The organism is Microbulbifer thermotolerans, from assembly GCF_900112305.1.
In the GTDB taxonomy this organism is placed as follows: Bacteria; Pseudomonadota; Gammaproteobacteria; order Pseudomonadales; family Cellvibrionaceae; genus Microbulbifer; species Microbulbifer thermotolerans.
In genome coordinates this window covers 165,689-192,217 of sequence record NZ_FOKT01000005.1, presented here as the reverse complement: position 1 = coordinate 192,217, position 26,529 = coordinate 165,689, and the positions used below count along the sequence as shown (strand labels likewise).

Here is a 26,529-nt window from a genome sequence, read left to right as displayed (position 1 = left end):
CTACCATTCGATGCCCTTGCGTGCGGCAATGCCATCGTTGAAGGCGTGTTTGACCGGGCGCATTTCGCTAATGGTATCAGCAATATCCCTCAGATATTGTTTTGCTCCACGCCCGGTGATAATGACAGTTTGCCCCCGCGGTCGCCCTTGGATCGCCTCGAGCACTTCCCGCTTTTCCAGCCAGTGAAAATTCAAGGCATAAGTGAGTTCATCGAGCACCACCAAATAGACGCTCTCATCCCTGAGCGCCGCCAGTGCCTTTTCCCAGAGGGCCCGGGCGGCTGCCTTGTCCGCCTCGTAGTCCTGTGTTTCCCAGGTAAAATCCGTGCCCATCTCGTGCCATTCGAGCCGGTAGCGCTGCTCTGGCAATTGGGTTAACAGATATTTCTCCCCACATTCCCAGACTCCCTTAATAAACTGCGCCACCACCACCTTATAGCCGTAGCCCAGCGCGCGGGCCACTGTGCCCACCGCCGCGGTGGTCTTGCCCTTGCCATCACCGGTATAGAGTACAACTACGCCCCGCTCCTCCAGTGCTTTCGCCACACCTTCGTCAACGATTTTTTTGCGCGCCTGCATGCGCTTCTTGTGGCGTTTGGCTTTTTCTTCCGGGGCACTCATGGGGATACGGGATTAGGATTGATAACAACATTGTAGAGCTGAAAACGCTGTGCATACACGGAGCGGCGGCCAACCGCTCCGTATAAAAACGCGGGCTACAGAGTCAGCTGTACCCCGGCATACACAGCCGCGCCGGCGGTATAGTACCCCCCCACTTCGCGGTAGTCTTCATCCAGAATATTTTCACCGCGCAAGGTCAGGCGCAGCTTTTCCGTCAGGCGATAGGCGAGGTTCAAATCCAGCTTGCTGTAGTCATCCAGCGCCTCACCAGAGGAATCCAGAATGTCCTCCGCCCGCCGCCAATTGCCATTCAAAGTCAGCTTGTCTGCGAGCAGACTGTAACTAAAGCCCAGATTGCAGACCCGCTGCGGAACCAGTGAGCGCTGCGCGCCTGTAGTATCCACGGCGTCCAGCCAAGTACCGTTAAAATACCATCCGAAACGCTCCCCCAGGCTGCCGTTCAAGGACAGCTCTACCCCCTCGGAGTAGCTGTCGCCGTCATCCTGGCGGTAGGCGCCCCAGGAGCCCAGAGTATAGTCGTAGACAATTGCGTCAGTAATTTCCTGGTCGAAATAGGTAATTTCCAGCTGCAGCAGTCTGGCCAACTGATACTCCAAGCCCAGCTCATAACCGCGGCTGGTTTCAGGTCCGACGGCTTCCACGCCTTCCGAGAGATTGAGCCCTACCTCGTAGGGACTGGGCGCACGGTAGCCGGTACCATAACTGGCCCGGTACTTCAGCTGCTGATTGTCACCCAGCAATACCGGATAAGCCACGGATGCACGCCAACTGTTATGATCCTCAGTCTCCAGGCTGTCGCGGCGGTAACCCAGGGTGTAGAACACCTTATCGGCGATATCACTGCGCCACTCAGCGAAGATCCCCAGGCTGTCGATATCCTGCTCGCTGAAGTTACTGGTGAACTCCTGTTGTTCGTATTCACCTCCCCACAACAGCTGTCCGCCGCCCAGCGCACTCTTGCCGATATAGTTCAATTCGCTGATCGCGCCGTCGAAGCCGTAGGAGGGTTCACCGAAGGCAAAGGCTTCCCGCTCAATATCCGTGCTGGCGACAGACAGCTCGTGGCCGGAGGTCGCCTGTTGATATTTGCCGCTCACCCTGGCGCTGCTCTGGTTATAGCGATCCATACAATCATTAACAAAGAACAGAAAACCGCAGTTATCGTACCCGGTTTCGGTTTCCGTCCGTTGTAATTGCCCTTCGAGAGAGAAAGCCTCATTAAACTGATAGCCCAGCCGAGCGCTGCCGCTGACGTTGTCGTAACCGTCCCGCTCACCGCTGTCATCGGCCTCCATCGCGTTAAAGCCGTCGGAGGAAAAGTCACTGATGCTTAGATCGTAATTCCATCCGTCGCTGCTTCCCCCCAGACTGGCAGCGGTTTTTTGCGTGCCATAGCGACCGGCTTCCAGGTCCAATTGCGCGCGCAGCGGCTCACTGGTTTTGCGGCTGATGATATTGATTACCCCACCGGCACCGGCGCCGTACATCATGCCTTGGGGACCGCGCAGCACTTCGATGCGCTCGATATCCGCCACCTGTAAGTGCTGGAACTGGGCGCCTACCTGCGGCGCGGAAGGATCGGCGATATTGACCCCATCCAGTAAAACCAGAGTGCGGTAGTTGCTCTCACCGCGAATAAATACGGAGCTGACCTTGCCGGCACCGCCGCTGTTGCTGACGGAAATTCCCGGCAATGTGCGGATCACATCCAACAAGCTATCGTATCCCATGCGCTGAATATCCGCCTGTGTAAGGACTGAAACAGAGACGCCCACTTCCCGTTTGGGAGTTTCGGTACGACTGGCCGTAACGGTGACCTGCTCCAGAGTATCAGCTGCAGACAGCAGCGGCTGGCCGGCGGCAACAAGGGCCGCAGCGATAAGCGTTTTTTCCATGGTGATTCCCCAATCTCGAATGTGTGTACGGATTGAGGGAGGGTGAGTGCAATCGGTGCGCTGAGGGATAGAGGCACACGGATCAGACAAAGCCCTCCGCTTTATCCTGTGTATGCCGAGGGCCGGTATCGGGCTGATCAGATAATCTGAATCACCGTTGCGGGGGCAGCGCCGGAATCGACCTCAGGAAAATACCTGAAACCTCCACCGGACTTCCCGTTTACCCCAGCCAAGCGCATTGCGCTGCTGGGCACCCAGGGCGGGCGGCAGTATAGCAGCAGGCGTTACGGGAACACACCTTGCGCATCCGGCGCGGGCGCTCAACCCGGTGCGCTACAGGGCCTCAGTATCATTCGCCAGCGTGTCGCCAACACCTTTGGAGATCCTAAGGCACCTCTGATTAATTCGCTTCCTGACAGTAAAAATTCTTTAGAGCTAGATGAGAAGCTCAGGTGATAGGATGGCCATTTCGAAACCGTCGGATACAGGGATGTATCCGTCGGAGCTACAGGGAAGTACTCGTGCGTTTTCGAAATGGCCATCCTATTGCCTGAGCGCCACGGAACTAACCAAAGCGTTCACGCGAATTAATCAGAGGCTCCCTAAGGACGTTCGAGCAGATCCACAGCGACAAATTCCAGCACGCCGCCGCAGCGGCGGAGTTCACAGCGTACCCCGTAAACATCGCCGATCAACGCCGGGCTGAAGACATCCTCGGGCGCCCCCTGGGCGAGCAGCCGCCCGTCTTGCAACAACAAAATACGGTCGCAGAAGCGCGCGGCCAGGGACAGGTCGTGCAGTGCCAGCACCACGGTGTGCCCCGCATCCGCCAGCTTGCGGAAAGTCTGCATCAGCTGCAGCTGATGGCGAATATCCAGCGCCGCGGTGGGTTCGTCGGCAACCAGTAACGGCGCCTCGCCCACCAGCAGGCGCGCGATCTGCACCCGGCGCAGCTCGCCGCCAGAGAGCTGAGTGACAGGGCGGCGGGCAAACTGCAATCCATCCACCAGTTTCAGGGCATGCGTCACTCGCGCCGCGCTGTCCGCGGGCTGCCCCCAGGGCAACAACCCCAGCGCCACCAGATCGGCGGCCTCCAGGCGCCAGGCCGGCGTCTCCGCCTGGGGCAGATAGGCGCAGAAGCGCGCGCGCTGAGTCGCCGACAAACACTGCACCGGTCTTCCATCGAACTCGATCTGCCCGGCAGTCGGCGCCAGCACGCCGGCCAAGCAGTTGAGCAGACTGCTTTTTCCGGCACCGTTGGGTCCCACCACTGCGGTCAGCTCGTACGGTTTAAAGGTGGCGTTGATACCGCGCAACACCTCGCGATGCTGACGCGCCAAGCCGAGCTTCAGACAAGAGACTTCGAGCTTCTTGCTTTCCCTCACAGCGACTGCCCCCGGCGCGCACTGACGATCAGCCAGAAAAAGAAAGGCGCTCCGAGAAAAGCCGTCACCGCGCCGATGCGCAGCTCCTGAGCGCCGACTATATTGATCACCAAAATATCTGCAATTAACAAAAGCAGCGCGCCGGCGAGCGCGCTGGCCCACAACAGGCGCCCCGGGTCCTGCCTCACCAGCGGCCGCATCAGATGCGGTACCACCAGGCCGACAAAACCGATAGTACCCGCCACCGCCACCGCCGCCCCCACAGCAGCGGCGATGCCGGCCAGAACCAGCAGCGGGTAGCGGCGGCCGCGAAATCCCAGCGAGGCGGCGGTGGCTTCCCCCAGAGAGAGGGCGCGCAGATAGTTGCGCGCAGCAAACAGTAAAGCGGCACCGGCGAGAATAAACGGCAGTGCCAGCAGCAGCTGGTCCCAGCCGCGATTGGCCAGCGAGCCCAGCAACCAGAAGACAATCTCCTGCATTGCGAACATGCTCGGCGCATAGTTCAGAGCCAGTGCCATCAGCGCGGACAGAAAGGCGTTGATCGCCACCCCCGCCAGCACCAGGCGACTGGCGCTGGCACCGCGCCCGGCCAGCATCCATACGCAGGCCACCGAGCAAAAGGCACCTGCTATCGCGAGCAGTGGCAGCAGCCAGCCGGACTGCCAGGCCACACCGTAGTAAAGCAGCAGAATTGCCGCCAGCGCCGCGCCACTGGAAACCCCCAGCAGTGCCGGTTCCGCCAGCGGATTGCGCAGCATCCCCTGCATGGCCGCGCCGCCCATCCCCAGGGCCGCGCCGACCATTATCGCCAGCAGCGCCCGCGGCAGGCGCAGCTGCCACAGAATCACCGCATCACTGTTTTCACTGTGCCAACCTTCCGCCAGGGCCGAACTCAAATTAATGGACACGGGACCGCTGGCAAGCGCCGCGATCAGTGCCAGCAATAAAGCGAAAACGATGAGGAAAAAGAACCATCTATTGCTGCGCGACAAGTTTTTTTCTCTTTTCGGTAAGTTGTTTCAACACATCTGCAGCCACCAGCGCCGGGCAAAATCCCAGCTCCGCCGGCAAAGTGTAGAGGCGATGGCCATCGATATAGGATTTCAATACCGGGTGGCGAAAGGCCAAGTGCGCCAGGGCAAAATCGCTCTCGCCGCCGTAGAGCACCAGCAAATCCGGTTGAAGCGCGATCACCTCCTCCAGGCTGACACGCCCCAGTTGTTCCACACCCCGCTCGGCGGCGAGATTGGCAAAGCCCGCCCGCGCCAGCAACTGATGTTCCAGCATACCCCGACCGTAAGTGATGTTATTGGCAGAGAGAATCAGCGCACTGGCCTCTGATTCCGGTACGGGTCTGGCAAGTAGTTCCTGCAATTGCCTTTGTTGTTTTTGCAGCGGCGGCAATGGCCCGAGGGCGTTTTCCAGCGCCGCCAGCTGCTCCTGCAGCTGCTTGAGGCTGTAGGCATCGGGAATGGAGACCACCTTCATCCCCAAATCCCGCAAACGCCGCGCTGCCCGCTGGGCGCCAAACTCGCCCACCAGAATCAGGTCCGGCGCCAGAGGCACCAACTCTTCCGCCCGCCCGCGGTTTAAGTGGATGTTTTCCGGTAGTGGCGCCGAGCGGTAGTGGTCGTCGGCGGAAAGCCAGGTGACCGAGGCAATCTTTTCCGCAGGCACCCAGCTGAGAAGCATCTGGTCGAGGCAAAGATTGAGTGACGCGATACGCTCATAGGCCGTTGCGCTCGCAGACAACAGCAGAGAGGTCAGCAGGAGTATTTGCTTCATTTTTTCGGTGTTCTCCGCCACACCTGAATTCGCAAGCGCCCGCGGGATCAGCCCATATCGATCGCCGCCAAGGCCTCTGCCAGGGTTTTCACCGGATGCATCTCCATGCCTTCGATATCATTTTTCAGCCGGTTGGCGGCGGGCACAATCGCCTTGCGAAAGCCGTGCTTGGCCGCCTCGCGCAGCCGCTCCTGGCCAGAAGGCACGGGGCGTATCTCTCCGGCCAGGCCCACCTCGCCGAAGACCATCAGGTCGCGCGGCAGCGGCCGGTTGCGAAAGCTGGATACCACAGCCAACAGCAGTGTCAGATCGGCGCTGGTCTCCATCACCTTGACCCCGCCAACCACGTTGATAAATACATCCTGGTCACCGACAAGAATACCGCCGTGGCGGTGCAGGACGGCCAGCAGCATATTCAGACGGTTCTGATCCAGGCCCACGGCGACGCGGCGCGGATTGCCCAGGCTGCTGTCGTCCACCAGTGCCTGCAGCTCCACCAGCAGCGGCCGGGTCCCTTCCCATACGGAAGTCACCACTGAACCCGCCGCAACTTCCTCGGCGCGCTGCAGGAATATCGCCGAGGGATTGGAGACTTCCCTCAGGCCCTGCTCGGTCATCGCGAAGACCCCCAGCTCATTCACTGCGCCGAAGCGGTTCTTGTGCGCGCGCAGGGTGCGAAAGCGGGAATCGTGGGTGGACTCGAGCAGTATCGAGCAGTCGATTATGTGCTCCAGCACTTTGGGTCCGGCGATGCTGCCGTCTTTTGTCACATGACCGACCAGAATCAACGCCGTGCCCGTCTGCTTGGCGAAGCGGGTCAGGTAGGCCGCGCTCTCGCGCACCTGAGCCACGGAGCCGGGGGCCGACTGCACCTCGCTCATATGCATCACCTGGATGGAATCCACCACCATCACCTTCGGCTTGACCTCTTTGGCCACGTGGCAAATGCGCTCCACATCGGTCTCACTGAGCAACTGCAGATGCTCCGCCGGCAACCCCAGGCGCTTAGCGCGCATAGCCACCTGCTGCAGCGATTCCTCGCCAGTGATATAGAGCGCGGGCATGGTTCCAGACAATTGGCAGAGGGTCTGCAGCAGTATGGTGGATTTACCGGCGCCGGGATGGCCGCCGATCAACACCACCGATCCCGGCACCAGACCACCGCCCAGCACCCGGTCCAACTCCCCGGCGCCAGTAGGGATACGCGGCAGTTCGCCGAGATCGATTTCGGACAGATTCTGGACCTTGCCACTACCTGCGGCGCCGGCGTAACCGGACTGGGCATCGGTAAAGTTAGCTGCGCGGCTGTCCCTGTGCTCCGGGCCCAGGCGCACCTCACTGAGGCTGTTCCAGGTGCCACAGGCACTGCACTGACCAGCCCACTTGCTATAGTCGGCGCCGCACTCGTTACACACGTAGGCAGTTTTCTGCTTCTTAGCCAAATCTCGCTCCGCATTAATGGGGCACATACTCTGCTATCGCGGGGGAGTGTACCGGAAGCGGACCCGGCTTTCTCCTGCAGGCGCTGCTGCGCCGCCGTGCGGGGAGCTCGCGCACTGGGGCCGGTACACGATAGACCAGGCCCCACCTCAGCGTTTAGTTGCCACTTTCCCGGACAGAAGAATCGATTCGGCCGGCGGAATCGGCTACTCGGCTCAATGCATCGGCCAGTGTCGGGAAGAGCGTGCAACCCCATTGGTCCGGCTTGAATCCGGCTTTCGCCAGCGTTTTCAGAGGCTGATACTGGAAATCCGCCAGATACACCCGGGTATCCGAAGCCGCGCATTTTCCCAGGAAATTAGTGAGTGCGGACAAGCCCCCCGCATCGAGGATGGGCACCGCATCCAGATACACAACAATGCCCCGCTGCCGCTCGCACTGCAGAGACAGCTCGCCGAATACCCGGTCCGCCGCGGCAAAAAAGAGCGGCCCATTGATTTTGAAAACCCGCCACCCTTCCGGGACATCCACATCCACCAGCTTGCGGTTACCGGTCACCTCCGCCACCCGGGTCATCTCCGCCATATTTTTCATAAACAGCAGGGAAGCGAGCACCACACCGGCGGTGATGGCAATCACCATGTCAAACAACACGGTGAGGGAAAAGCACACAGCAAACACCAATACATCGCTGCGCGGCGCCTTTTTGATGAGCTGCACAGCTTTGGGGGCCTCACTCATATTCCACGCGACCACCATCAGGAGCGCGGCCATACTGGCCATCGGCAGATGACCGAGCAGGCGCGACAGAGACACCAGTGCAACCAGCACCACCAGCGCGTGGATCATGGCGGCAATCGGAGTCTGCGCGCCCGCCTTCACATTGGCGGCGGAGCGGGCGATGGCGGCAGTGGCGGTAATACCGCCAAAAAACGGCGTGACCATATTGCCGATTCCCTGGCCTAGGAGTTCGCTGTTCGCACTGTGCTTTTTGCCGGTCATGCCGTCGAGCACCACCGCGCACAACAGAGATTCAATGGCGCCCAGCATGGCGATGGCAAAAGCCGCGGACAGCAGATCCCCCGCCAGCTGCCAGCTGAAGACCAGCGGTGTCTCCCCGGGCTGAGTGCGCACCCAGGGCCATTGAAAGTCCGGCAGCACCGGGGGAATGCCCGCTCCGGAAATACCGTCCGCCAGGGAATAGCTGAAGGTGGACCCCACGGTTGGAACATCCTGACCCATCCGGTTCAACGCCAGAGCAACCATGGTACCCACCAGTACTGCGGGCAGGTGTGGCGGCAGCGGCGTTTTCAGGCGCGGCCAGACCAGCATTACCGCCAATGTCGCCAGGCCGACAGTGAGGCTGGGCGATGAAAAGGCGGGCATGGCCTCCATCAGGGTCAGCATCTTGCCGGTAAAGTGCTCCGGCATTTCCGCAACAGGAAGCCCCATAAAATCCTTCAATTGCAAAGTGGCGATCACCACCGCAATGCCCCCGGTGAACCCCAGGGTGACCGATTCGGGGATGTATTCGATATAACGCCCCAGCCGCATCAGGGCCAACAGCAATTGCATGGCTCCCGCCAACACACTGGCGATCAGCAGGCCGGCAAGGCCGTACTGCTGAACCACCGGAGCCAGAATCACCACAAAGGCCGCCGTGGGCCCCGATACGCTGTAGCGCGAACCGCCCAGCAGCGGAATCAGGAAGCCAGCGACGAAAGCGCTGTAAAGACCATACTGCGGCGCCACGCCACAGGCGATGGCCAGCGCCATGGCCAGAGGTATGGCGATAATGCCGACGGTAACACCGGCGATTAGATCCTTGGCGAAAGTCCGCCTGTCATAGGAATGCTCACCCAGCGCATCCCGTAGGGCGTGGGCGACTCTAAGAGAAAGCAGATGCTTGCGGTGCGCCATAGTTGCGGTTCAAACCCGTGGAGAGCAATGTGAAGGGAAGATTTATGCGCATTATCCTCTCATTTAAAGCATCTTCAATGTTAATATGATTAACATGTATAACTCATAAGAGAGAAAACGAGAGGTTCCCCCATGGAAAACCGCACAGCCCGGCTGACACTGTTGATCGACCCCAAGAAGAAGGCGGTATTCGAAAAACTGTGTGCGCAGGAAGACGTTACCCCGTCGCAGAAAGTCCGGCAGTTTATTCGCGAGTATATCGAGGAGCAGCTGGGGGCCGACTGGAAAAAGCAGGTGTTCGGCCAGGATAGTGAGGGAGCCACTAATTAAGGAACCTCTGATTAATTCGCTTCCTGACGGTAAAAACTCTTTGGAGCCAGATGAGAAGCTCAGGTGATAGGAGGGCCATTTCGAAACCGTCGGATACAGGGATGTATCCGTCGGAGCTACAGGGAAGTACTCGTGCGTTTTCGAAATGGCCCTCCTATCACCTGAGCGCCCCAGAAGCTACCAAAGAGTTCACGCGAATTAATCAGAGGTTCCTTAATTCTCTCCCAAAGAGGAAAGAGACTCCGAGCCCGGGAGACGGGAGAGAAGCTCAAGTGATGTGATAGGCCAGCGGATACGAGGGCGTATCCGGCGGAGCTACAGGGAAGTATCTGTGCGTTTTCGAAATTCCCATCCCATCAATTGGTAACGATAACCGGCGTACCCACCGGCGCATAGCGGTAAAACTTCTGCGCCATATGCCGCGGCATCCGCACACAACCGTGGGAGGCGGGATAGCTGGGCACATTACCGGATGCGTGGAAGCCGATACCGCCGTTGAAACGGATAAAGTAATCCATCTTGGCACCGCGATAATAGGTGCCCGGCGGGCGGCGATGCTTGCGGGTATCCACATCCGCGCGCACTACCCGATGGGTATTCCTGTCCACATAACTGCCGTAGAGGGTGGACCTGTGTTTAAGCTTCTTGCCCCTGACCTTGTAATGCCCCTTCGGCGTTCTGTAGCCGGCCTTGCCGGAGGAAATCCGGGACACCCCCACCAACTTCTTGCCTTTGTAGAAATAGGCCCGCTGTTCACCGAGAGAAACGCGGATGGAAGCAGCTCCTGAACTGTTGGCCGCGGCCGCCTCGTCGAACCAATTCTCCGGCGCTGCGCTGGCCGCTGTCGCCATTAGCCCAGCGAGGCACATCGCCAGAGCGGTGAGATATTGCCTGTACTGCCGTATCGGGTGCATAAACACTCCTCCCGCACTGGCCAGCATAGTGTCGCCCAACCCGCATTCCTACATCCCTGGAGTTGCGCCGACAGGGACCAGCTCATAAACTGCACCCGCCTTAATTTCAAAGTCACTGCCATGCCCGTCCGATTCACCCGCACACTGCTGCTGGTACTGCTACTGGCCCTCAACGGCCAGGCGCTGGCGGCGGGCTGTGACGCCGAAGCCAGCGGGAAAATGCCCATGCCGATGGACATGCAGGGCGATCAACAGTCTCACTGTTCACCCGCTGCCAACGGCGATTGCGAAGCGCACAGCGGTAACTGCGACCAAAGCTGCGGTTGCTGCCCCGGCCACTGCGCCAGCGCACTGCCCGCAGGTGACAACAGAGCAGTAGCCCCTGCCGGAAATATCCAGGCCACCGCCTATCGCGAATTCAGCTCCTCCCCCGAACCCGAAGCGGCTCTGCGTCCCCCGATTCACAGCTGATGCGGGATCAGTGCGCCCGGCGCATTCCCCAGCCGATTGACAATCCGCGCGCATAAACAGCGCGCGACCATCATCTGTGGAAAAGAGTTGAAATCATGTACCGCAAACTGTTTGCCGCCGGCCTGCTGTCGCTGGCTCTGACCTCTTGTGCCGAAGAAAAAAAACCGGCCGTCGAAGACATTCCGCTGACCACGTACAAGTCCGCCAGCTGCGGTTGCTGCACACTGTGGATTGACCACGCCCGAGACAATGGCTTTGCCGTGACCGCCATGGACGTCGACGACCTCAACGGGGTGAAAAATCGTCACGGTATCGACCCGCGTTTCCAATCCTGTCACACCAGCGTGTCCCCCGAAGGCTATGTATTCGAGGGACATATCCCCGCCAAACTGGTGCGACGCTTCCTGCAGAATCCACCCGAGGGCGCCAAAGGTCTGGCGGTGCCGGCCATGCCACCGGGCAGCCCGGGCATGGAAATGGGCGATCGCTTCGTGCCTTACCAGGTACTGCAAATCAATGCCGATGGCAGCCACAGTGTCTACGCCGAAATCAATACGGCCGACCAGCAGTATTGAGGGAACAGAATGAACAAAATCAGGAACTGCCGGCGGCATCTGTTCTCACCCGGCCGCCGGACCTTCATTACCGGTGTGGCCGCCAGCACTGCGTTGCTGGGCTTGCCCGCCGGGCTCAAGGCACGCACACCGCGAGTAGGTAGCGCCCTAGAGACATTGCGCGGCAACCGCTTCGACCTGCATATCGGCTATCAGCCGGTGAATTTCACCGGCCGCAAGCGCACCGCGGTGACCGTCAACGGCAGCCTGCCCGGCCCAGTGTTGCGCTGGAGGGAGGGGGACACAGTCACGCTGAATGTCACCAATCATTTGGCGCACGACTCCTCCATTCACTGGCACGGCGTGATTCTGCCAAGCCATATGGACGGCGTTCCCGGGCTCAGTTTCAGCGGCATCAAACCCGGCGAGACGTTTAGCTACCAGTTCCAGGTCAGCCAGAGCGGCACCTACTGGTATCACAGTCACTCGGACTTCCAGGAACAGCAGGGCCTCTACGGCAGCATCGTGATAGACCCGGCCGAACCAGACCCGGTGGCCTATGACCGAGACTATGTGGTGTTGCTGTCCGACTGGAGCGACGAAACACCCCACAATATCTATTCCAAGCTGAAAAAAGAGGGGCACTACTACAACCTGCGCCGCCGCACTGCCGGCGACCTGTGGCGGGAGATCCGGGACAAAGGGCTGGCGGCCACCTGGCGCGAGCGAGAGATGTGGAACCTGATGCGCATGTCGGACCGCGACATTTCCGATGTAACCGGCCGCACCTACACCTATCTGATGAACGGACAAACCCCGGACGACAATTGGACAGCATTGTTCAAGCGGGGCGAAAAAATCCGCCTGCGCTTTATCAATGCCGCCGCCATGTCGATCTTCGATATCCGTATCCCCGGCCTGAAAATGAAAGTCGTCGCCAGCGACGGCCAGAATATAGAGCCGGTCACCGTGGACGAATTCCGTATCGGCGTGGCCGAAACCTACGATGTCGTGGTCGAACCCGAGGCGGACACCGCCTATACGCTGTTTGCGCAAACCATCGACCGCAGCGGCTTCGCCCGCGGCACCTTGACCTCAGACTTGAGCCTGACTGCGCCGGTGCCCGCCATGGACTACGCGCCGGTACTCACCCACCGCGATATGGGTATGGCGCACGGTTCGAGCGATATGAACCACACCCAACATCCGATGAACGGCATGGATCACGCCCGGCACGGTATGGAACACAACCGGCACCAAATGGGCGGCACTGACCACACAGGGCACACTGCTGCCAGTGGCTACAGCCTACACGGCGACCGCCCGGAACTGGGCGGTATGCAGGGCGTCTGGTACACGGGAAACCTGGGGCGCGCCGGCTTCGGCAGCCACAGCCCAGTGGTGCACCTGCCGAGCGAATACCGCTACACGGTAGATATGCGATCAGAACAGCCGATGAACGGCCTGCGTGACCCCGGTGTAGGACTGCGAGACCACATGCAGCGCTATGGCCGCCGGGTACTGAACTACGGCGATATCCGCAACCTCACCCCCACCATCGACAAACGCGAGCCCTCGCGGGAACTCCAACTCCACCTTACCGGCAATATGGAGCGTTACCTCTGGGGTATGGATGGCATTCCATTTAACGAGTCAGCGCCGCTGATGCTGAACTACGGCGAGCGCATCCGTATCACGCTGGTCAACGACACCATGATGACCCACCCCATTCACCTGCACGGTATGTGGAGTGAACTGGAAACAGAAGAGCCGGACTACATACCGCGCAAACACACGGTACTCGTGCAACCGGGTTCCCAAATCAGCTACCTGGTGACTGCCAATGCTTACGGCCGCTGGGCCTACCACTGCCACCTGCTGTACCACATGCCCGGCATGTTCCGCGAAGTACGCGTCGTTTAAGGAGGGGAGGCAATGAAAAAGCGATTGATCAGCAATGCCGTGCTCGCGGCTCTCTCCAGCACGGCCGCCGCTGAGCCCGCATACCAGAGCGCTCTCACACCGGACCATGTAATGGACCACAACACGCTCTTGACCACGGTCAGCGTGGACCGATTGGAAGCGCGCGGGGACCAGGGCAGCGCACTCAGGGGCGATATCCGCTTCGGCGGCGACCGCGACAAGCTGTGGCTAAAGGGCGACTTGAATCGCGAGGAGAACAGCACCGAAAACGCCGAGCTGCAACTACTCTACAGCCGCGCGGTTGCACCCTATTGGGACCTGCAGATAGGAATGCGCCACGATTTCAGGCTGGGAAACGGACCGAGCGAGAACTGGGGAGTAATCGGTTTCCAGGGGCTGGCCCCTTATTTTTTTGAAGTGGAGTCAGCGCTGTTCGCAAGTGATGGCGGCGATATCGGCATGCGCATCGGCGCCGAGTACGAACTGCTGTTTACCCAGCGCCTGATACTGAGCCCGGAAATAGAACTGGATTTCTATGGCCAGAACGACAGGGACAACGAAACCGCCGCGGGCCTCTCGGAAATGGAAGCCGGTCTGCGCCTGCGCTACGAATTCACGCGCCAGTTTGCCCCTTATATCGGCATACACCACGAGCGTAAGTTCGGCCGCGCCGCCGATTTCGCCCGCGAAGATGGCCGGGAATCCCGAGAAACCACCTGGGTAATGGGCCTCAGCGTCTGGTTCTGATACTGGATACCAGCGTTTTTACATCTGATGAATTCGCTCGCGAGGTTTAAGGAACCCTGATTAATTCGCGTGAACACTATGGTAGCTTCCGGGGCGCTCAGGCAATAGGATGGACATTACGAAAACGCACAAGTACTTCCCTGTAGCTCCGACGGATACATCCCTGTATCCGACGGTTTCGAAATGCCCGTCCTATCACCTGAGCTTCACATCCGCCCCCGAAGCGCCTCTGCCACCAGAAAGTGACTTAATCAGAGGTTCCTTAAAAATACTCCGCCTCCGAATCTTCTGAAGCGCTCGCGCAAATTCATCAGCGGTTCTCTATGTCACCACCAGAGTTCCGCGATACATACGCATCTGGCAGGTAAACTCATACTCCCCTGCCGTCAGGGGCGGCAGGGATACGGCTGTCTCACGCCCGACAGCCAGTTGCGCGCTGATATCCAAATCCGCAAACACCACATATTCGGCGCAGGGGCTGGGGTCTTCGCGCAGAAAGCGCAACTCGGTTTCCCTCCCCGCAGCTACCCGGATGCACCCCGGCTCATAAATACCATCTCTAACTACTATCAATGCGGCGGCTTCCGCAGCCTTATCGGCAGCCGGGCTGCGCTTCAGCAACTGAAACCACCAGACAATAGCCGCGATCAGCGCCAGTCCACTCAGATTGACGAGCAAGCTCATACGGTCACCTCCGAGGGCTTAAACAAACGCAGGCGATTGGCATTGCTGACCACCGTCAGCGAAGACAGGGCCATGGCCCCACCGGCAATCACCGGGCTCAGCAAACTGCCGGTCAGCGGATACAGAACTCCCGCCGCAATGGGAATTCCCAGGGTGTTATAGATAAAGGCGCCGAACAGGTTTTGCTTGATATTGCGCAGCGTCGCCCGCGACAGCTCGATCGCGTCCGCCACCCCGTGCAGCGAGGAGCGCATCAGGGTGATATCGCCGGTTTCAATGGCCACATCGGTACCGGCACCTATGGCGAAGCCCACTTCGGCCCGCGCCAGCGCCGGGGCGTCGTTGATGCCGTCGCCAACCATCCCCACCAGCCTTCGATCGGCCTGCAAGTCGCCGACAATACGCGCCTTGTCCTCCGGCAGCAGATCCGCGTAGACCCGATCGATTCCCAGCTGCGCAGCTACCGCCTCCGCCGCAGCGCGGTTGTCACCGGTGAGCATCTGGATTTCCAGGCCGAGTTTTTTGAGCCTTTGTATCGCCAGTTTCGCATCTTCGCGCAGCGGGTCCGCCACTGCGATCAGTCCCGCGGCCTCGCCGTCTACGGCCGCGAACATCACCGTGCGCCCCTGGGCGGCGAGCGTTTCCGCGGTCTCCCGCCAGCGGTCGATATCGATATTTTTGCGCTGCATCAGTTTGCCGTTGCCGAGTAACACGGCGCGGCCATCCACAGTACCGGAAACACCGTGAGCGGTAATGGACTCGAAATCCTGCACCTCACCGGGATTGATTCCGCGTTCCCGGGCCGCAGCCACAATGGCTGCCGCCAGCGGATGCTCGGACGCCTGCTCAAGGCCCGCCAGCAAACGCAACAGCTCCCGCTCATCGCCGTCCGCCTGCAGATCGGTAACCCTGGGCGCCCCCTCGGTGAGCGTGCCCGTTTTGTCGACCACCAGGACATTCAATTTACCCGCCTGCTGCAACGCCTTGCCATTACGCACCAGCACACCGTGCTCGGCGCCCAGGCCCACGCCCACCATCACCGACATGGGCGTGGCCAATCCCAGTGCGCAGGGGCAGGCAATTATCAGCACTGCGGTGGCTACCACCAGCATATGCGCGACTTTCGGCTCCGGCCCCCAGTTAAACCAGGCGAGCGCTGCCAGCACCGCGACAATCATCACCACTGGCACGAATACCGCGGCAATGCGGTCTGCGAGGCGGGCGATGGGCACACGGGAATTCTGTGCGCGCTTCACCATCTCGATAATCTGCGCCAGGCGGGTTTCGGCGCCGACCTTTTCAGCGACAAATAACAGGCTGCCGTTCTTGTTCAAAGTACCGGCGGACAAGGCATCACCGGCAGTTTTCCGCACCGGCAACGGCTCACCGGAAAGCATGGACTCGTCCACCAGGCTATCGCCTTCCACCACTCTGCCATCCACAGGTATCTTCTCTCCGGGCCGTACTCGCAGGCGGTCGCCCGGCTGCACCGCATCCACCGGGACATCCACATCTTCACCATCGCGCAATACGCGCGCCTTGGTCTCCTGCAGCGACAGCAACTTCTCCACTGCCGCGCTGGTTTTGCCGCGCGCGCGCAGCTCCAAAGCCTGCCCCAGGTTGATCAGGCCGATAATCATCGCACTGGCCTCGAAGTAAACGTGCCGCGCCACTTCCGGCAGCAATTGCGGCGCCACGACGACCAGGGAGGAAAAGGCCCAGGCGGTGCCTGTGCCCAGCGCAATCAGCGTATCCATACTGGCGTTGTGGTGACGGAACGCCTTCCAGGCCCCGGTGAAATAGTGCCCCCCGCAGTAAACCAGCACTGCCAGCGTGGCCAGCCCCACCAGCCCCCAGGCCAGCTGCTGCCCCAGACTGTGTACCGACATCTCACCGGTCACCAGCCCCCAGATCATCAGCGGCAAACCCAGCCCCAGCGCCAGCCCAGAGCGCCACAGCAGATCGCGGTAGTGCGCCCGGTCCGCGGCACGCTGCTGCTCGCGCAACTCGCGTTCGCTGACCGTTGCCAGTTCAGCGCCGTAGCCGGCGTTTTCTATGGCACGGATACAAGTATCTGCGCTCACACTGCCCCGAACCGAGAGCGTCTTGTCCGCCAGATTGACCCTCGCCTCGGCCACACCGGGCACCTGCTGCAGGGCGCGCTCTATCTTGTTGACGCAGCCGGCGCAGGAAGCCCCCCTCAGGCGGAACAGCTGCGCCGGGGATCCAGCCCCTTCTTTCATGTCACTCTCCATCAGCATTGCTAAGGAACCACTGATTAAGTCGCTTCGTGGCGGTAAAGATGTTTTGAAACCCGAAAAAACTCATATGTGAATTAATCAGGGGTTCCCTAAGGGATCTCTGTTGTCAGGCAAGTTAAAAGCTTCCCCCAAGGGCAGGGCAAGTAAAACTTTGCAGCGACAGTGGATCTCACCTGCCCCGCAGCTGGCGAGCCATTGTAAGCGGACCAGAGGAGCGCGCAGCGGATACACAGGAGTGCTAGAATCGCGCCATGAAACACCCCCTGCTCCCCGAAAGACCCCTTTGCATCTCCCCTACTCTGGCCGCCACCCTCGGCCTGGAGGAAGCAGTATTGCTGACCGCGCTCGGGGACCTGCTGCCTTTCCTGCCTCTGGAGCACCGCTCCGGGCACAACTGGTACACGGCGGACGGAGAACAGCTCAACCAGCTTCTCCCCTTCTGGCAGCCGGCGGATATTCAGCGGGTGGCCACCAGCCTCCGCAACCAAGGCGCCCTTCTGCTGGCCGCCGCGCCCTACGGCAGCAGTGAGCTTCTCAAATTCGCCCTGCCCCTCGGCACCGCCCGCCCGGACCCTCGCTTTACCCCCGCGACGGAGCGCAACGCCAACACCATAGGCCCCAACTGGCAGCCGGATGCCGAGACCATGGCGCGCATCGCCCAGCTGGGCGTACCGGATCACTTCGCCCGCGAACAGCTGCCGGAATTCGTTACCTACTGGCGCGAACGGGGCGAGCCGCGCCACTCTTTCGGCTCCCTGTTCGTTAAACAGGTCAAGAGCAAGTGGGAGGCCTACCGGGCCACCGCGCAGCGCAAGCAGCCCTTACCGGAAAACTGGCGCCCCGGCCAAGAGACACTGCGCAAACTCTCCGACGAAGGCGTACCGAGCACCTTTGTGCAGCGGGCCCTGCAACGCTTTCTCGACTACCACCACTCCAGCGGCAAACAATCCATCTCCTGGGACCTGGAATTTAACGACTGGGTGATGGAAGACTGGGAAAATCAAGACGCGCCCTTTATTGAGAAGCGCAAACCCCAGCCCATGACCCGCGACTGGCAACCCAGCGAGCACACCTGGGAACAGCTCAAGCGCCTGGCGATCAACCCCGACTTCGCCGCCGAACTGCTGCCGGAATTTATCTACAAATGGCTCGAGCGCGGCGGTCACAGCGCCCGCTGGGGAGAGCAATTTATCCAGTACGCGCGCGAGGAGTGGGCCTATTACTGCCAGGGCATCGAGAAAAACCCGGTGGCCAAGCCCCTGCCGCGGAACTGGCAGCCGAGCCCAGACTGCTTGAGCCACCTGATCAACCAGTGTGAAATAGACCGCGATTTCGCCCTCTCCCTGGTGCCTGAATTTATTCTTTACTGGCGCGGACAGAGTGCCGCGCGCAAAAGCTGGGACGCCGTCTTCGTGCGTCACGCTCGCCACCAGTGGGCCGAGCGCAACAAGCTGGCAATAGGAAATTCTTATGGCAAGCCACAAGACACCACCCGCCCGACCAACCAACGCACCCGCGACCGGTCAATCGGCGACATACTCACAGACACAGACTGGTAGTCCCGAACTGAACGAGATGAAGCGCGCCATCAACGAAGTCTTCGCGCTCTTCAAGCTGAACTACCACAACCAGTTCAGCGCCGCCTTCCCGGACACCGAAACCCTGCACCACGCCAAACGCCTGTGGCTGGAAGCACTGGCCGCCTTCAGCCCGCAGGAAATCATGGCCGGTGCCAAGCGCGCGATACTGCAGAGCGAATACCTGCCTACAGTGCACAAGATGCTCACTCTGTGCGCCGCCGGAGAAAACGGCCTGCCCGACGCCCGCGCCGCCTATCGCGAAGCCTGTAACGCACCCAGCCCCAGGGCCAACTACAACTGGAGCCACCCGGCGGTCTACCACGCCGGGCGCGAGACCGGCTGGTTTTTTCTCGCCAGCAATTCGGAGTCGATCGCCTATCCGGTATTTGCCGAGCACTACCGCAAGCTCTGCGCGCGGGTACTGGAGGGCGAAAAGCTGCCGGTGCCCGAACAGCTACAACTGGAAGAAAAACCCGGGAAACCCCTATCCAAGGAAGAAAATGCGAAGAAGCTCGCAGAGCTGCGGGCCGAACTCGATATTTAATGATCCGCAGCAACTGTACACAATCGCTCCGGCAAAACTTCATCAACCACTGGAAATGCAGTAAAAATCCCGTCTAAAACCCAAAAGCAGGTAACGCCATGAAGCGGCCAAACGTTCTGCTAGCGGTATTTTTCCTAGTCGCCTGTGCCCAAACACAGGCCGATTTCTACTCCCATAAATACGGCGGTATCGGCTACGGCAATACGGAATTGCAAGGTTTCTGCAACGGCGCCGCAGTATTTGTACGAAACCTGAACTCTTCCGGGCAGACTGCCAGCGCCAGCGCCTGCGGTGAGAAGGGCGACAGCTGGAAAATCTATACCGGCTGGCGCTGGACCCCATATATGGCGGTGGAAGCCAGCTACCAGCAGCTGGCAAAAGCCGACCTGGACTTCCGCATCGATGCCACCAACGGCGAGTTCCTACAGTTTGAAGACAGGATCAAAACCCACCTGCTCAACGCCTTTATCGTCGGTCACTGCCCCCTGTTCGAGGGGCTCAGTCTGTTCGGCAAACTGGGCGGCGGCCTGTGGAGCGCCGAGCTATCGGAACGCCAGTCCGGGCAGCTGTTATTCGCCTACCCGGTCGCAGAGGACGAAGTGGAGACGCGGCTGGAGGAAGTCAGCGGCAAAGCCTACGACAGCGACAACGGCTTTCACTGGGGATATGGGTTCGGCATCGACTACCGCTACCGTAACAAATGGACGCTGCGCGCCGAGTGGGAATCCTTTACCGAAGTCGGCAGCGACAGTTTCCGCAGCGACTTCGATGCACAAAGCGCCACCCTCGGCTGGAGTATGCACTTCTGAATGCTCAACGGTAGAAGTAAGCATTCAAGACAAACCCGCCCCCGAGCAGCAGCAGAAACAGCAGCGACGACAGCAGCAGCGGGCGCGCACCAGCGCTGCGGATACTGCGCCAGCGCGCTTTGACGCCCAGCGCCGCCATCCCCAGCGCCAGCAATCCCTGAGAAGCCAACTGCAAAACTGTCTGCAGCGCCTGGGGCAGCACCAGCACACTGTTGAGTCCCACCGCCAACGCGAAGCCGAACACAAACCCGGGCAGGGGCGCTGGCGCCCCGCGCCGTTCACCGCCCCGTGCGCGAAACAGTACACTGCCGAGAAACACCACTACCGGAGCCAGCAGCATCACCCGTACCAACTTCGCCACCAGGGCACTCTGCATGGCATCGGCGCCGATGGACTGGCCCGCAGCCACCGCCTGCGCCACCTCGTGCACCGTGCTGCCGATATAAATGCCGAAGACCGACTCCTCCCAGCCGCACAGTGAATAGATCAGCGGATAGCAAAAGGTTGCCAGCGTGCCGAACAACACCACGGTTGCCACCGCCACCGCCACGTCTTGCTCCCGTGCACGGGCCACCGGCTCGGCGGCGGCGATGGCCGCCGCGCCGCAGACCGCACTACCCACCGAAGTGAGCACCGCCAGCTCCCGCGACAACCCCAGCAGGCGCATACCGACCCCAATGCCCACCGCGAGCACAACACAGATCACCAGTGTATCCACCAGCACTAACTGCCACCCCAGTGCCGCCACCTGCTGCAGACTCAGATTGAACCCGAAGAGCACAATGCCGAGGCGCAGGGCGCGCCGCTGGCACCAGTTCACCGCGCCTTCATCGTTGCCTTTTGTCGGGTAGAGATTGCCGTACAGCATCCCCAGCAGGATTGCCAGCGGCAATGCCGACAGACCGAGCCCGGCAATCTGCGGTACCTGAGCCAGCGCCACGGCACTCCCGGTGATCAGCAGTAAATGTATCCACATGACAGAAGCTCCCTCGTATTTCCGAGGTGACTTTATCCGCCACATACACTTAACTAAAATGGATATTATTAATGTAAAAATTAAGTATTACTTATGAATTTAAATCTACGTCAGCTTCGCCTTCTGGAGGCCACCTGCCGTCTCGGGCGGCTCACCGAGGCGGCGGATGAACAGGCGATCAGCCAATCCGCCGCCAGCCAGGCAATCCGCGAACTCGAGCGCGCACTGGGCTACTCACTGTTTCACCGGGTGGGCCGCAACCTGGAACCGAGCGACTCCACCCAGCGGATACTGCCGCGGGTACGGGAGATACTGTCTCTGGTAGATACGCTGGAAGACCCCTGCGGCGACCAGGTCCGCGGGGACTTTCACGTGGCCGCCAGCGTCACCATAGGCTGTTATCTTCTGCCACACCTGCTGGCCGCGTTCTGCCGACGCCACCCACAGGTAGAACCGCGGGTAACTATCGGCAACAGTGAGGCAGTCATCGAATTGCTGGAAAAGGGGCGCGCCCGCCTGGGGATTATCGAGGGGCCGGCAGGACACACGGCGCTGGAAGTGCACTCGTGGCGGAAGGACACGTTGAGTGTTTTCTGCGCCGCCGACCATCCACTGGCCGGCAGCGGCAGAATCGAGCGCACAGATCTGGGACAACAGCGCTGGATAGTGCGCGAACCCGGCTCCGGCACCCGCTCGGTATTCGACGCCGCCATGCGCGCGGCCCGCATCACCCCCACCATCGCCTTTTCACTGCCGCGCCAGGAGGCGATCAAGCAGTCGGTGCTCGCCGGGCTGGGTGTGGGCTGCCTATCCGCCCTCTCCATCGCCGATGAAGTGGCCGCCGGTCAATTTGTCGAACTGGCGACACCCCTGCAACTGGAGCGCGAACTGTCCTGGCTGGTGCCGCCGGGCAGGCGCCGCGACACCACCCTGAATGCCTTTCTGTCACTGTTGGAATAGCGTCACTGCAGCGCCAGCGCGTCAGCGATTTCCGTCCAGGAAATCAACTTAAAATTCTGCGCCGCGCTGGGCAAGCGGTTGCGCCCGTCCTGTACGACCAGCACCCCCTGTGGATAATCCGCGCCCAGCGCGGCGCTGGTCACTTCCAGACCGTCGGTCTCGGAGACGCCGTCAATCCCCAGCTCCGGGTTGATATCAACACGGAAACGCCCGACGAACTCGCTGCCGTCGCGACTGAAAAGGGCATAGCTGTTGTTGCCCTGACTGGAGACCACCAAATAGCTGCTGTCGCCGTTGAGGTAAAGCGCCATACCTTCGATGTCATCCACCAGTTTGTCGCCGTCCACCCTCGCCACCAGTTGCGGCTGGCCTTCGCCGGCGACAAAGGCGTCGATATCCAGACGCCAGATTCCGCGATCTTCCTCGGCGTAAAACAACTGCCCGCGCTCATCGTCCGCCACACAGCCTTCCACCAGCCCCGCCAGGGGTAACCTTGCGCGGGGGAGCAGCTGCCACTGCAGCGGGTTTTCCCCCAGGCGAATTTCCGCCAGATGCAGATCGCCCTGCTTGTCGGACATCCAGACATACAGGCCCCCGTCTTTGCGGGAGAGGCACAAGCCGTAGGGATCGGCGAGATCCATCTCCCGCAGTCCCAGGCTTTCCACCTCGCCATCCGCGGTAATACCGAACAGACTGACCCCCGGCGTGGTACGGTTGGAGGCAGCGGCCAGGGCGGCAAAACGGGCGTGATCCAGCGGGCGCAAATCCACATTGTTAACCCGCCCCACCGGCAGGGCTTGCAGCAGCTTCCCGTTTAAATCGTACACATTGAGGCCGCGCTTTTTATCGGTGCCGAGGATACGACTCTCTTCGGTGTTGCGCGGATTGACCCAGATGGCGGGATCGTCGGCGGCATCGCCACCGGAGGCGACCGGCGCTGTCTGCGCGCGGGCGGCCACGTGTGGCATCGAAACCGCGCCGCGGAACGCCTGGATTTCCGCCACCGGTTCCGGCAGCGGCACGGCAAAGCGCAACACCGCGTTGCTCTCTTCTTCCTGCGCCAGCAGTTTGCCGCCGGCCACCGCCACGGATACCGGCGCCACACCATCCAGGGACCGGGAAAAAAGCGGCTCGGAAAGAGGCCTTCTCAAATCGTATGCCCACACGCCGCTTTCCGCCGCCACCCATAGATGGCCGGCGGCAGCGTCGACCCACAGGCCGCCAAAGTCCGTGCCCTGCCGGTCGGGGGCGACGAAAACTTCCCGCGCCTCATCCCGCTCCGCGTCGGCATTCAGCCGCCAGATCCCCAGCGGCGGCTGCGCCACCAGCAGCTTCCCTCGAGCGTTATCCACCGCGCAGCTGCTGACCTGTTCGCCGAAATACAAAGGGCGCACTTCACTGAACCCCCAGGACGACGCCCGCGGAAGAAGCAAATACTCTCGGCCGAGGCCGCTTTCATCGATGGCAAACAGATGGATGCGATCCTTCTGGCGGGAAAAGCAGAGCGCGGCCTGGGGCGCGTCCACAGCCATATCCCCGAGAAACTGAAAACGGGGCCGGCCCTGGGCGTCGGGCTCCAGCCCGCGCAGCTGGATCTTGCCGCTGTCCTCGTCGTAGGCCGCCACCAACCAGTGGCCCCCGCCGCGCGCCTGCAACGCAAAGCGTTCCACACTACCGCCATCCAGCGCAGCGATCTCGCTGCCGTCTTCCCCAATCAGCACCAGTCCGCGGGTTTCGCTGGCCAGCAACAGATAATTTGCTTCCCCCAACGACAGCGGCGCCAGTTGGCTGGAGGCAACATCCTGCAGCAACAGTGTTTGCGGATCTTTCAATATTCCAACGTGCTTTGTTGTTACCTCTGTCGTTTTTCCGCACCCAATAAGAAAGTCCAAAAGAGCCGCGACAATACACAGTTTGAGAATTTTTTTTCGCGTCATTTTTTCCACTGCTTGTTAAATCCAACAGCATGGCCGGAGCAAATGCCAGGGGGGCACATTTCCACCCAAATCCAGCAAAAGGGACTTTCAGCAATCAGAAGGTACTGTAGGTCAGTCCCAGCACATAAGTGGGGCCGTATTCTTCGTACTGGCCGTTGTAGCCGGCGTTGTGCACGAATAAAGGCTCGTCGGTCAGGTTTACGCCGCTGAAGGTGAGCTGCAGGCCGTTTTCGAACCGGTACTTGGCCGACAGGTCCACCTGCATATGGTCGTCCTCGTAGCGGTCGCCGCCCGCGTCTTCCATATTGACTTCCAACAGCCGCTCTCCCCGGAAAGTAGTGGACAGACGCAGGCTGAAAGCGTCGCGCTCGTAGCCGATGATGAAATTGCCCACTAAATCCGCCTGATTCGGCAGCGAGATATCGTCGCTGCGCTCCGCGTCCGGCCCCAGCCCCAGGCTGGCCTCGGAATCGGTAAAGGTGGCGTTGGCGCGCAGCAGCAGGCCATTGTCGAAGCCCTGGGTCCAGGCCAGTTCGGCACCGGTGAGGGTGGCGGTGTCGCCGTTGACCGGTTGCAGAATTTCCGCATCGTCCACCGGCAGGCTGCCCACATAGTCGGCAACATCCACCACGCCCGCCACATCCGCGACCACGATAAAGTTGTCGATGCGCTTATGGAAAAAGCTCACCGAAAACATACCCAATCTGTCGGCGTAGTACTCGGCGGAAAAGTCCAGATTGCGCGCTTCGTAGGGGTCCAGCGCCGGGTTGCCCGCTTCGACCTCCAGCTCGCCCTCATCGTACTCAACCGCTGCCGGTGATGGGTTCAGATAACCGAAAGAAGGGCGGGAAAGTGACTCTGTGTAAGCCGCGCGCAGTACGATGTTGTCACTGAAATCGTACTTTAAATTGACGCTCGGGAAGAGATTGCTGTAATCGCGTTGATAGTGCACAGGACTGACGTAGACATCCTCGGCCACCTCTTCGGCACCGGGCACCGCCTCCTCTGACTCAATCACCCGGTAACCATCGGCGCTAAAATCCGTCGCTTCATAGCGCACACCGTAGACCAGCTGCGCCCGCTCCAGCTCGATGGTGTTCATCACGTAGACGGCGGAGATGTCTTCGCTCATCACATAGTCGCGGGCGGAACCGAGGGCGGTTTCGGCTTCGTCCACTTCGAAGCTGGACAGGTTGGCATCGATAAAACGGTTCAGCGCCCCCTTGTTGATACCGGGGCCGAAGGCGGCGAGATCATAGTCGACCTGTCCCATTGCAAAGTCGGCCAGTGTGTAATCGGCGCCGAAGCCGTCGTAGACGGTGGCGTTCAGGTCGCCGGATTTTTCACGGCGGCGCTCGTGCAGGCCGAACTTCAGTTCCGAAGGCTTACCCGCCAGCTGGATCTCACGGCTGAAATCGAGGCGGAAGCTGATTTCCTCATCTTCGGTAAAGTTGTCCTCGATCACCAATTCATCCAGCGCGTAATTGGCCGCGGTCAGAGCCGCTTCCAAGTCATCGGCGCCGACCGCCATTTGCGGCTTTTCGCCGGCACTGGTGTAACCGAGCAGTAGGCCTTCCTGAACGAAGTCCGTATCGCGCCGGTGCGGCTCGGCTTCCTCCGCCTGAGAGTAGCCCAAGGCATATTCGATGCCCCACTGGTCTAGCTGGTGCTCGCCGCCAAATACCACAGATAGAATTTCCTGCTCTTCGAGACGATCCTTCAGGGATTTTTCCAACGCGGCGTCTTCCCAGACCGCGCCGCTGGCACTGATGCTGGCGGGATCGTCATTTTCTTCATCCAGTTTCCAGGAGTTGCGCTGGCGCTCCTCTTCGTCGGAAAAATCGGAGTAGAGGGTGTGCAGGTATAACTGGCTGCTCTCGGACAGGCGCAAGTCGAAATTGGCGGCGAGCCCGGTGCGCTCGCGGGTAATGGTGTAATCCCGCTGTTCGATTTCCACCGCGCCGAAGGCTTCACTGCCATCCACCGCGGTGAGTTTTTCCCAGATGCCGTCGGTTTCAATATTTTCCGAGCCGAAATTGCGCGCCTGGTGACTGGCGACGATGGCGACGCCCAACTCGCGGCCGCCATCCAGCTCGAATCTATCGGTGAAGGTGCCCGCCAGCTTGGGGCTGTTTTCCTCCTGCAATTCGCTGTAGCTGTTTTCAACGCTCAGCTTGAAGTGGCGGCCATCGCGGTCGAGCGCGCTCAGGCTTTTGATTTCAATGGCACCGCCGATGGAGTCGGCGCTCATATCCGGCGTGAGCGTTTTAAACACTTCCAGGCTGGAAAGCAGGTCGGATGGAATCACGTCCATGGCCACCGCGCGGCTGTCGGTCTCCGGCGCCGGTAGGCTTACGCCGTTGATGGTGGATGCGTTCAGGTTGGGATCGATACCGCGCACACCGACAAATCGCCCCTCGCCCTGATCGCGCACGATAAACACGCCCGGCATACGCTGGAGCGCCTCGGTGACATTGGCATCCGGCAACTCGCCGATCGCTTCCGAGGTCTGGACCGCCACCATCTTGTTCGAGTTGCGCTGGCGCTCAATATCGCTGCTGGCATTGGCGGCCTGGGCGGTTACCGTAACGGTTTCGAGCGTCTGGTTCTGCTCGGCAACGGCGTTAAAGGAAATGATCGCCGCGGCAATGGCCGCCAAAGGCACATTCATCAAACGCGCGTGAATTATTTTGCTATTCATGAGATACCCATTCCCCCATTGTTGGCGTTTGGGAACCCCTGGATTCATTCGCGCCTGAGCCTTACAAAAAC

Annotated in this window: 22 protein-coding genes and 1 riboswitch; of the genes, 9 read left to right on the top strand and 13 right to left on the bottom strand. The window is 60.4% G+C overall.

The genetic code is table 11. The features are described from left to right. From cobO to dauA, 7 genes are all read right to left on the bottom strand, one after another. Positions 1 to 621 (bottom strand): cob(I)yrinic acid a,c-diamide adenosyltransferase, encoded by a 621-nt coding sequence (gene cobO / locus BM155_RS09580; protein WP_067155305.1) that lies wholly within the window; start codon positions 619 to 621, stop codon positions 1 to 3. 95 nt (positions 622 to 716) lie between these two features. Continuing rightward, entirely contained in the window at positions 717 to 2,537 is a 1,821-nt protein-coding gene (locus tag BM155_RS09575) for a TonB-dependent receptor plug domain-containing protein (protein ID WP_074902821.1), read from the bottom strand. A 103-nt stretch (positions 2,538 to 2,640) separates the two neighbouring features. Further along, positions 2,641 to 2,810, bottom strand: a riboswitch (cobalamin riboswitch). A gap of 329 nt (positions 2,811 to 3,139) precedes the next feature. Beyond that, positions 3,140 to 3,922, bottom strand: a complete 783-nt coding sequence (locus BM155_RS09570; RefSeq protein WP_067155311.1) for an ABC transporter ATP-binding protein — start codon at positions 3,920 to 3,922, stop codon at positions 3,140 to 3,142. Further along, positions 3,919 to 4,914, bottom strand: a complete 996-nt coding sequence (locus tag BM155_RS09565; RefSeq protein ID WP_074902819.1) for a FecCD family ABC transporter permease — start codon at positions 4,912 to 4,914, stop codon at positions 3,919 to 3,921. Before BM155_RS09565 ends, BM155_RS09570 begins: the two co-directional genes overlap by 4 nt. Then, positions 4,898 to 5,707 (bottom strand): ABC transporter substrate-binding protein, encoded by an 810-nt coding sequence (locus BM155_RS09560; RefSeq protein WP_139223214.1) that lies wholly within the window; start codon positions 5,705 to 5,707, stop codon positions 4,898 to 4,900. Before BM155_RS09560 ends, BM155_RS09565 begins: the two co-directional genes overlap by 17 nt. Positions 5,708 to 5,754: 47 nt before the next feature. Further along, a complete protein-coding gene (gene radA / locus BM155_RS09555; protein ID WP_067155320.1) occupies positions 5,755 to 7,176 on the bottom strand; it encodes a DNA repair protein RadA in 1,422 nt (473 codons plus the stop codon). 127 nt (positions 7,177 to 7,303) lie between these two features. Next, a complete protein-coding gene (dauA, locus tag BM155_RS09550) occupies positions 7,304 to 9,067 on the bottom strand; it encodes a C4-dicarboxylic acid transporter DauA (RefSeq protein WP_074902815.1) in 1,764 nt (587 codons plus the stop codon). A 132-nt stretch (positions 9,068 to 9,199) separates the two neighbouring features. Here dauA and BM155_RS09545 point away from each other — a divergent pair, with 132 nt between their 5' ends. Beyond that, on the top strand, positions 9,200 to 9,397 hold the full coding sequence (locus BM155_RS09545) for a ribbon-helix-helix protein (protein WP_067155326.1): 198 nt from the start codon (positions 9,200 to 9,202) through the stop codon (positions 9,395 to 9,397). A 356-nt stretch (positions 9,398 to 9,753) separates the two neighbouring features. Here BM155_RS09545 and BM155_RS09540 read toward each other — a convergent pair whose 3' ends face one another. After that, positions 9,754 to 10,311: a L,D-transpeptidase gene (locus BM155_RS09540; RefSeq protein WP_254773165.1), complete on the bottom strand. Its 558-nt coding sequence runs from the start codon at positions 10,309 to 10,311 to the stop codon at positions 9,754 to 9,756. Positions 10,312 to 10,431: 120 nt separating this feature from the next. Here BM155_RS09540 and BM155_RS09535 point away from each other — a divergent pair, with 120 nt between their 5' ends. The 4 genes from BM155_RS09535 (at position 10,432) to BM155_RS09520 (ending at position 14,006) form a co-directional block, all read left to right on the top strand. Further along, the gene (locus BM155_RS09535) at positions 10,432 to 10,782 is read left to right on the top strand and encodes a hypothetical protein (protein ID WP_074902812.1); all 351 of its coding nucleotides are present in this window, start codon (positions 10,432 to 10,434) and stop codon (positions 10,780 to 10,782) included. 95 nt (positions 10,783 to 10,877) lie between these two features. Continuing rightward, on the top strand, positions 10,878 to 11,357 hold the full coding sequence (locus tag BM155_RS09530) for a DUF411 domain-containing protein (protein ID WP_074902810.1): 480 nt from the start codon (positions 10,878 to 10,880) through the stop codon (positions 11,355 to 11,357). 9 nt (positions 11,358 to 11,366) lie between these two features. Then, a complete protein-coding gene (locus BM155_RS09525; protein WP_074902808.1) occupies positions 11,367 to 13,259 on the top strand; it encodes a copper resistance system multicopper oxidase in 1,893 nt (630 codons plus the stop codon). A 12-nt stretch (positions 13,260 to 13,271) separates the two neighbouring features. Next, positions 13,272 to 14,006, top strand: a complete 735-nt coding sequence (locus BM155_RS09520) for a copper resistance protein B (RefSeq protein WP_074902806.1) — start codon at positions 13,272 to 13,274, stop codon at positions 14,004 to 14,006. A 321-nt stretch (positions 14,007 to 14,327) separates the two neighbouring features. On the opposite strand, the gene BM155_RS09515 is transcribed toward BM155_RS09520, so the two are convergent. Further along, the gene (locus BM155_RS09515) at positions 14,328 to 14,690 is read right to left on the bottom strand and encodes a cupredoxin domain-containing protein (protein ID WP_067155337.1); all 363 of its coding nucleotides are present in this window, start codon (positions 14,688 to 14,690) and stop codon (positions 14,328 to 14,330) included. Continuing rightward, a complete protein-coding gene (locus BM155_RS09510; protein WP_074903002.1) occupies positions 14,687 to 16,933 on the bottom strand; it encodes a heavy metal translocating P-type ATPase in 2,247 nt (748 codons plus the stop codon). The genes BM155_RS09515 and BM155_RS09510 overlap by 4 nt, the downstream gene beginning before the upstream one ends. A gap of 269 nt (positions 16,934 to 17,202) precedes the next feature. Here BM155_RS09510 and BM155_RS09505 point away from each other — a divergent pair, with 269 nt between their 5' ends. The 3 genes from BM155_RS09505 (at position 17,203) to BM155_RS09495 (ending at position 19,884) form a co-directional block, all read left to right on the top strand. Beyond that, positions 17,203 to 18,510, top strand: coding sequence for a DnaT-like ssDNA-binding domain-containing protein (locus tag BM155_RS09505; RefSeq protein ID WP_074902805.1), 1,308 nt, complete (start codon positions 17,203 to 17,205; stop codon positions 18,508 to 18,510). A gap of 16 nt (positions 18,511 to 18,526) precedes the next feature. Then, positions 18,527 to 19,075, top strand: a complete 549-nt coding sequence (locus BM155_RS09500) for a replication protein P (RefSeq protein WP_231902387.1) — start codon at positions 18,527 to 18,529, stop codon at positions 19,073 to 19,075. A gap of 98 nt (positions 19,076 to 19,173) precedes the next feature. Beyond that, entirely contained in the window at positions 19,174 to 19,884 is a 711-nt protein-coding gene (locus tag BM155_RS09495) for an outer membrane beta-barrel protein (RefSeq protein ID WP_067155347.1), read from the top strand. 4 nt (positions 19,885 to 19,888) lie between these two features. Here the strand turns inward: BM155_RS09495 and BM155_RS09490 are convergent, their stop codons facing one another. Beyond that, the gene (locus BM155_RS09490; RefSeq protein WP_067155350.1) at positions 19,889 to 20,860 is read right to left on the bottom strand and encodes a YeiH family protein; all 972 of its coding nucleotides are present in this window, start codon (positions 20,858 to 20,860) and stop codon (positions 19,889 to 19,891) included. A gap of 93 nt (positions 20,861 to 20,953) precedes the next feature. On the opposite strand from BM155_RS09490, the gene BM155_RS09485 reads away from it, so the two are divergent. After that, complete coding sequence (locus BM155_RS09485) at positions 20,954 to 21,820, top strand: LysR family transcriptional regulator (RefSeq protein WP_074902801.1); 867 nt, start codon at positions 20,954 to 20,956, stop codon at positions 21,818 to 21,820. 2 nt (positions 21,821 to 21,822) lie between these two features. On the opposite strand, the gene BM155_RS09480 is transcribed toward BM155_RS09485, so the two are convergent. Then, positions 21,823 to 23,652, bottom strand: a complete 1,830-nt coding sequence (locus BM155_RS09480; RefSeq protein WP_139223213.1) for a phytase — start codon at positions 23,650 to 23,652, stop codon at positions 21,823 to 21,825. A 199-nt stretch (positions 23,653 to 23,851) separates the two neighbouring features. Then, positions 23,852 to 26,458 (bottom strand): TonB-dependent receptor, encoded by a 2,607-nt coding sequence (locus BM155_RS09475; protein WP_074902799.1) that lies wholly within the window; start codon positions 26,456 to 26,458, stop codon positions 23,852 to 23,854. Between the last annotated feature and the right edge of the window lie 71 nt (positions 26,459 to 26,529).